The 6,747-nt window shown below is 41.9% G+C and carries 6 protein-coding genes; 1 reads left to right on the top strand and 5 read right to left on the bottom strand.

The window, feature by feature from the left end; translation table 11 throughout:
• Window positions 1–57: 57 nt before the first annotated feature.
• Genes F6K64_RS29525 through F6K64_RS29540 form a run of 4 tightly spaced genes read right to left on the bottom strand, consistent with a single transcriptional unit; the run spans window position 58 to window position 4,107 of the window.
• The gene (locus tag F6K64_RS29525) at window positions 58–1,986 is read right to left on the bottom strand and encodes a sensor histidine kinase (RefSeq protein WP_287267216.1); all 1,929 of its coding nucleotides are present in this window, start codon (window positions 1,984–1,986) and stop codon (window positions 58–60) included.
• Window positions 1,987–2,772 carry an MBL fold metallo-hydrolase gene (locus F6K64_RS29530; protein ID WP_008181344.1) on the bottom strand — a complete coding sequence of 262 codons (786 nt, stop codon included), beginning with the start codon at window positions 2,770–2,772 and terminating at the stop codon, window positions 1,987–1,989.
• 24 nt (window positions 2,773–2,796) lie between these two features.
• Window positions 2,797–3,414 (bottom strand): anthranilate synthase component II, encoded by a 618-nt coding sequence (locus F6K64_RS29535; RefSeq protein ID WP_008181343.1) that lies wholly within the window; start codon window positions 3,412–3,414, stop codon window positions 2,797–2,799.
• Window positions 3,415–3,462: 48 nt separating this feature from the next.
• The gene (locus F6K64_RS29540) at window positions 3,463–4,107 is read right to left on the bottom strand and encodes a hypothetical protein (protein WP_008181341.1); all 645 of its coding nucleotides are present in this window, start codon (window positions 4,105–4,107) and stop codon (window positions 3,463–3,465) included.
• A 554-nt stretch (window positions 4,108–4,661) separates the two neighbouring features.
• Between F6K64_RS29540 and F6K64_RS29545 the strand changes: the two genes are divergently transcribed.
• The gene (locus F6K64_RS29545; RefSeq protein WP_008181339.1) at window positions 4,662–5,324 is read left to right on the top strand and encodes a hypothetical protein; all 663 of its coding nucleotides are present in this window, start codon (window positions 4,662–4,664) and stop codon (window positions 5,322–5,324) included.
• A gap of 184 nt (window positions 5,325–5,508) precedes the next feature.
• Here the strand turns inward: F6K64_RS29545 and F6K64_RS29550 are convergent, their stop codons facing one another.
• Window positions 5,509–6,429 (bottom strand): N-acetylmuramoyl-L-alanine amidase, encoded by a 921-nt coding sequence (locus F6K64_RS29550; RefSeq protein ID WP_008181337.1) that lies wholly within the window; start codon window positions 6,427–6,429, stop codon window positions 5,509–5,511.
• Window positions 6,430–6,747 lie beyond the last annotated feature (318 nt).

Genomic DNA, 6,747 nt, shown 5'->3' on the forward strand with positions numbered 1-6,747 from the left:
AGGGTGGGTCTTGAAAAATTTCCTAATGCTTTAAGCTTGTTTAAACTTGTTTAAACTTTATGAAAATTTAATTTTAAACATAACACCATGACTTGTATCTAACTCAAGCTCACCTTTGAGTTGCTTAGTGGCTAGGGTATGGACTAAGCGTAGCCCTAGGGTCTTGGGGTTTGCTAAATCTATACCTTCTCGGATGCCAAGACCATTGTCACTGACCATCAGTTCAAAATAGTTATCCTCACGGCACTTAAAGTCAACAATAATTTCACCGCCATCTACTTCTGGAAAAGCGTGTTTGAGGGCATTGGAGACTAATTCATTAATAATTAAACCACAGGGAATGGCCCTGTCGATGTCCAGAAATTTCTTAACAAAATTAACCTTAATCCTAGGGGGATGATTACTACAGGTGTAAGATCTTAATAAGTCCTTAGTCAGAGATTGAATATAATCTTCGAAGTCAAGCTGGCTCAGGTTCTTAGAGCCATACAATTTCTCATGGATTAAGGCCATGACTTGGAGACGGTTGCGGCTTTCACAGATGATCTCCAGGATACTTTCATCATCTATATATCGAGATTGGAGGTAAAGGATTCCTGAGACAATTTGTAAATTGTTCTTGACCCGATGGTGAATCTCTTTAAGCAGTATGTCCTTGTTTTGGGCCTCTAGAGTTGCTGCTTCTGCTCTGATGCGATCGCTAATATCTCGACCTTCTAGGATTAACAACACTATATTTCCGTTCTCATCCCGCAACGGTTTCACGGAAAACTCCATCGTGAGCACTTGACCCTGTAACCCTAGCACCGACCCTTGATAACGGACAAACTCACCGGTGGCTGCTCTCGCGATCGCATTTTTTAAAGGATTTTCGATTTGAGTAGACTTTGTCCACCATTGGATTTGCCAGAAGGGCTTACCCACAATCTCTGACGGAGTTAATCCGCTAAAGTCAAGGGCGGTTTGGTTGGCTTCGAGCAAGGTACCATCTGGTTGCAGCAGCCAAGTAAATTGGCTGGTCTGGTCAAAGATGGCTTGGAATTTTCGCTGACTCTCTCCCAAAGCTTTCTCGACTTGCTTGGCTTTGGTAATGTCAGTGACAATACCATCAATGCGTATGGGGATACCATGGGCATCGGTGTGAATTTGGACGTGATCACGAATCCAGCGCACCTGCCCATCAGAGCGCACGATGCGATATTCTAAGTCAATACCGTCAATTGCCAGGAGTGATTGGGGTGACAACGGCAATGATTTATTGTTGATAAAATTTCGCTTCTGCTGAACTCGTTCTCGGTCTTCTGGGTGGATTACCTCTAGCCAAATATTTGAGTTAGCTAAAAAATCGGATATGCTATAACCATAAAGATTGTCAACAGCGGAGTTGAGGTAAAGCAGTTTGGAAGTTTGGGGGCGCACGGACCAAACCACATCCTCTAGGGAACTCAAAATACTTTCGATACTTTCGAGTCGATTGTGGCTTAACTGTAATGCCAATTCGTTTTTTCCGAGTGCCTCTTGAGCCAGAATGCGTCCGCGAATCTCCTTGGCTAGTCTAGAATTAGCAGTTAAGAGTTCAGCAGTGCGTTGTTCAATCCGTCGTTCTAGCTCAAGGCTGGCTTGTCGCAACTTTTTGATCAGCTTCTGGTTCTGGTCTTTGATCCAGCCGAGCCGCACAGCCAGTAAGACCACCACTAGAATCCCCAAACTGACCTCTACTGAACCCCCGGTTAAACTCGGTGGACCAAAGTGAACAGCAGAGGCATAGATCAGGTAAATTGCCCATACTGTGGCACTGGTAACTCCAGCAAGTAATCCGTCGATACTGGCAGTTAGGGCAACAGCAAAGATAAGAAGTATAAACGGAGTTGGAACAATAAACCCAAACTGCCGTAGGGTTTCAATCCAGAAAATCATGGCTACAAGCGCCACTCCACCAGTCCAGAAAGGCGGTTGCAGTCTGGGTAAGGGGCTAGGCAAGGGCATTTAGAAGTTGTAGTTGTAACTCATTAGTTGAATCACTGACCCATCCTGGGATAAATCCCCTGAGCTAATCCTAATGGTATCGTTTTTGGCACGGCGTATGGGTGTGTCCTTCATCAATGTTAAGAACTCCTCCACTGGTAAAATATCACACTGTTCGGCATCAGCCGCCTTGGTTCGGAAATGAGTAGGAATCATTATCTTTGCCTTAAGGAAATCAAATGCCTGTTTAGCTTCTTGAGGGTTGTAGGCTTTCGGTCCCCCTCCCACTGGAATTAACGCTAAATCAGGACGCCCGATCAGAATTTTCTGCTCAATATCTAGAGGGGCTGCTGCTCCTCCCAGATGTAGAATATTGATACCGTTTTGAGTCCATTTCCAAGCAACATTATTACCAAAGCGACGTCCACCGACTCGGTCGTGAGGAATACTAATTCCCTCGAATTTTAGCCCATTTGCTTGAAAAATACCCGGTTCAAAGAGGAGCCGGGGACTGCCCGGTATGCCTTCCGCTGCTCCTTCATCTAGTAGTAGGCTACTGATTAGGACTAAATCTGCCTCTACTTTTGGTGAGTTGTATTTAGCGGTACACCCAATGGTTTGGAATGGGTTGACTAAAACTCGCACACCACCCCCAGTAAATAAAAAGCAGGTATGACCAAGCCACTTTACTGTCAATACATTGCGTGATGGCTGTGCTTGGTAAGAACTGAGTCCAGAAGCTAAGCCGGTTGAAAGAGTTGTGAGTACACCCGCACTGACATAGCGCATCAACTGTCGCCGTTTCATGGTTTGTTGGAAACAAGTTTATTTTCAGGGAGATATAGAGAGAGTAGCAGATGCTGGCAGCGATTCTAAGAAGTTTTTTAGAAGTTGCTTACCAGAAGAGGTCAAAATACTCTCTGGATGAAATTGGACGCCTTCGAGCTGGGGATAGTTCCGATGTCTAACTCCCATAATTGTGCCATCATCTACCCAAGCCGTAATTTCCAAGACATCAGGACAGCAGCTACGGTCAATCACTAAGCTATGGTATCGAGTCGCTATGAAAGGATTGGGTAATCCCCGAAAAACCCCAACCCCAGTGTGATGAATTTCTGAGGTTTTGCCATGCATCAATACTGGTGCCGAAACAATTTTCCCGCCAAATACCTGACCCAAGGCTTGATGACCCAAGCAAACCCCTAGAATGGGTAGAGTTGACCCCAAATTGCTGTAGATAGCACTTGATATCCCAGCATCTTCAGGGCGTCCTGGCCCTGGAGAAATCACGACCCCATCTGGGTTGAGGTCGCGGATTTTCTGTATATCAATTTTATCATTGCGATAGACCTGAATCTCTGATCCCACAGGTAATTGGGTACCCAATTCTCCTAGGTATTGGACTAAGTTGTAGGTAAAGCTGTCGTAGTTGTCAATGACAATAATCATTATCCGTTACTCCCGATTGACCATAGGTTGCAGGTTATAGATTATAGGTTACCGCTTATTTGAAGTCTGGTCTGGTTTTAAGCTCAGTATTCCAATCAAAATGGAGAATATTTCTTCTGTATCTCTAGGAATAGTCTGACTTTGAATAGTTTTGGCAATGTGCTTCCGTTTCCTATCAAGGGTTCCAAATTTCCAAATATCCCCCAGAGTCACAGCACCATAAATAATTTCAATAGATTCGCTATCTTCGTACTTATCTAAAGCAATTAGTTCGGCTGCTAACTGGTTGAAGCCACTATCAATATCTTTCTTTTTTGCTTCTATAATAATCAGATTTTGGCTAGTTTTTAATAAGTAGTCTAGCGCTCCCCCTAGCTGATCGTTAATGTCTAGGGGATACTCAACATTGACTTTAACTGGGAGCAGCTTTGCAATTTCTAGGATTAGTGGGGCAATCAGAAATTCCCGTTTAGCAATTTCCGAGGTAAGGCTGATTTTAGGAATAATGGTGTAGTAAGTATGGTTGAGCTGTTGAATGATATCTAGGTCATAGTTGCTAGACTTAGGCAGGTCAATTAATTCAATGCCAAAGGAGTAACCAAACTCACCAACAATTTCCTCAGTGGGATTGGTCATCGCAAAATAGTCACTAAATGTATACTTGCGGTTTTCTTTGAATATCGATTTTTTCATAAGTTAATTTGTAAGCTATTAGCTATCAGCTATCAGTTATCAGCTATCAGTTATCAGTTATAATTTACCAGTTATAACCAGTCAGCTATCAGCGGTCAGCCTATGGGCTACGCGCATAAGCTGACTGCTGACTGGTGAATGCTTACGGTTAAATTGTAGTCAAATCTTGATTTTCGGTAATTGGTAAGTATTTATACTTATTATTGACCGTTAAGAGCGATCGCACTTTATACTTCGTAAGTGCTATGACAGTCAGCGAATAATCGCCGTCTTAAGAGGTTGTCTGAGAAGTCTCATTTGCTACATCCAAGCCCCCGTTGGTCCCCCAATTTTGGGGGACTTTTAGAAGCAAATTGACTCTTGTTCCCCCCAAAGTTGGGGGGCTAGGGGGGCAAAATTCAGTATCAAAAAACTTTTCAGATATCCTCTAAGATATACTTTATAATTTTCTTTATCAACAGTCTCTTAGCTAAGCCGCACATCTGTTCCAATCTCAAAACGAAATAGTTTGGTCTCTAAAATATAATTAGACGCAATCAGGAGACTGATTAACTATGGCATTCAGTGACTTTAAAACTATAGCTGATGTACAGAAACACTATCAAATTAAATACGAAGAGGGAACTTTTATCGTTTCTCAAGACACTGACCCACCCGAAATTTTCTTGAAAGACCTAGAGTTTTATAAAGAAACAATAGATGTATTCAGCTCGGAAGCCTCCCGGAGTGAAATTATCATTTCACCATTGTTGCGAGAACTCTATAAAAAATACTATAAAATCTATTCTTTCTGGATTCAAAAAAGCATCTTCTATGACCAAGTTCTATCAGGGACTCCTGACTATATATTTTCGACAAAATCGGAATTAGGGAAAACGGTTTTAGAAAAGCCACTGCTTATTATTCTTGATGCAGTCGCTCATGGGGGAAACCCCCAAGACCGCGCTGCATCGCTTATCGAAGCAAAGAAAAATGATTTTCAACAAGGTTGGGGGCAATGCCTTGCCGAGTTGGTAGCTTCCCAAAAAATCAATCAAGATGTTCAACGTCCTGTTTATGGCATAGTTACTGATGGTAATTTATGGCAGTTTGGACGATTACAAAGGGACATTTTTACTCAAAATATCGAGAATTTTACGATTGATAAATTGTCCCGATTATATGGAGCATTAGACTATCTTATCCTATTAACGGAAAACTATACTAATAACGAGTAATATTGGTATTATCTTGAGGTAATATAATTATTATAATATAATTCCTATCCCCCATTAATCTCACACTTCCCGATCGGGTGAGACGGTGAGACGTGAGGCAACTGCTTGAGGTGCGCTTTCCGTAAGCGAATTAAATTCGCCACGGGTCGCACCTGTTCAATGCTAAACGTCCCTCAAAGCCTTGCTAGTCAATCAATTGACTCCAAGTTTGTGCTCCAACAATACCATCAGCCGTTAAACCTTGTTGTTTCTGAAATCTGATCACAGCACTTGCGGTGCCTGAACCAAAAATACCATCTGCCTGAGTTCCCACCCGACGTTGGAGATATTTTACTGTGGTACCTCCAGCATGATTAGGTCTAAGTATGGGTTGCTCAAGAATCTGATTAATAGTCTTCCATGTGGTCGAGTCACCAATTCCAGTTTGGTTAATTCCTACAATAGCTTGAAATGTTTTTATTGCTGCTATAGTCGCCTGATCAAGGGAGCCATTTTCTACTAATGGCTTACCAGCAGGACTTTTAATTTTTAAGCGATTGAGAGCTTTTTGTAATTCTAGAACATTATCTTCGGAGGAAGATTTAGTAGTTGGTGGCTCTTCTCCAGTTAATCCTTTAACAATTGCATTAGCCAATGCTTCTGGATCGTAGAGTGCCATATCTTTTTGGGAATCACAAAAGCAGCTTTCGATCAGAATTGCTGGCATATTGGTATATCGGAGGACATATAAATGAGAGCCATTTTTAACCTTTCTATTGAAGTAACCCAACTCGACTATTTTTTCTAAAACTGGCTGGGCAATTTTTTTGGCAGTATTACTAATCGCAAATACTTCTGTTCCATTAGCTTGGCCATTAAACCCATTAAAATGAATTGAAACAAACTGATCAACTCGATTAGCATTGGCAATATTGCACCGTTGCCGCAGCGAGCTGCCTAAAGTACTCGCACTTTTAGGCTTGCATTCAACTACCTGATGTCCCAAGTCTCTCAATTTTGAAATTACTCTCGTTCCGACGTCCCTAGTCATTTCATCTTCTACTCTGATACCTTGAGCTCCTGTATCAGCGGGCAAGTTGTGACCAATATCAATTCCGTATTTCATGATACTTTCTGAATTTCTCTAATTAGCCATTTTCTCTAATTCTGTTCTATGTTAGTGGATTTAAGCCAATAGTGCTTAACAAAATTTAATAAACTGCTCCTAAATCGAAAACTCAGACCCAACTCCTGGTTCTTTTTCTAAATTGATCTGGATCAAGAAACGTTAAAAAATAACGTAAGCATTCAGCTATTAGCTATCAGCTATCAGCTATCAGCTATCAGCTATCAGCTATCAGCTATCAGCTATCAGCTATCAGCTATCAGCTATCAGCTATCAGCTATCAGCTATCAGCTATCAGCTATCAGCTATCAGCTATCA

The organism is Moorena sp. SIO3A2 (assembly GCF_010672265.1).
In the GTDB taxonomy this organism is placed as follows: Bacteria; Cyanobacteriota; Cyanobacteriia; order Cyanobacteriales; family Coleofasciculaceae; genus Moorena; species Moorena producens.

Excerpts from the sequence above, each read along its gene's own strand:
- F6K64_RS29530 (WP_008181344.1), bottom strand. The coding sequence starts at position 2,772 with ATGAAACGGCGACAGTTGATGCGCTATGTCAGTGCGGGTGTACTCACA.
- F6K64_RS29545 (WP_008181339.1), top strand. The coding sequence starts at position 4,662 with ATGGCATTCAGTGACTTTAAAACTATAGCTGATGTACAGAAACACTAT.
- F6K64_RS29525 (WP_287267216.1), bottom strand. The coding sequence starts at position 1,986 with ATGCCCTTGCCTAGCCCCTTACCCAGACTGCAACCGCCTTTCTGGACT.
- F6K64_RS29550 (WP_008181337.1), bottom strand. The coding sequence starts at position 6,429 with ATGAAATACGGAATTGATATTGGTCACAACTTGCCCGCTGATACAGGA.
- F6K64_RS29540 (WP_008181341.1), bottom strand. The coding sequence starts at position 4,107 with ATGAAAAAATCGATATTCAAAGAAAACCGCAAGTATACATTTAGTGAC.
- F6K64_RS29535 (WP_008181343.1), bottom strand. The coding sequence starts at position 3,414 with ATGATTATTGTCATTGACAACTACGACAGCTTTACCTACAACTTAGTC.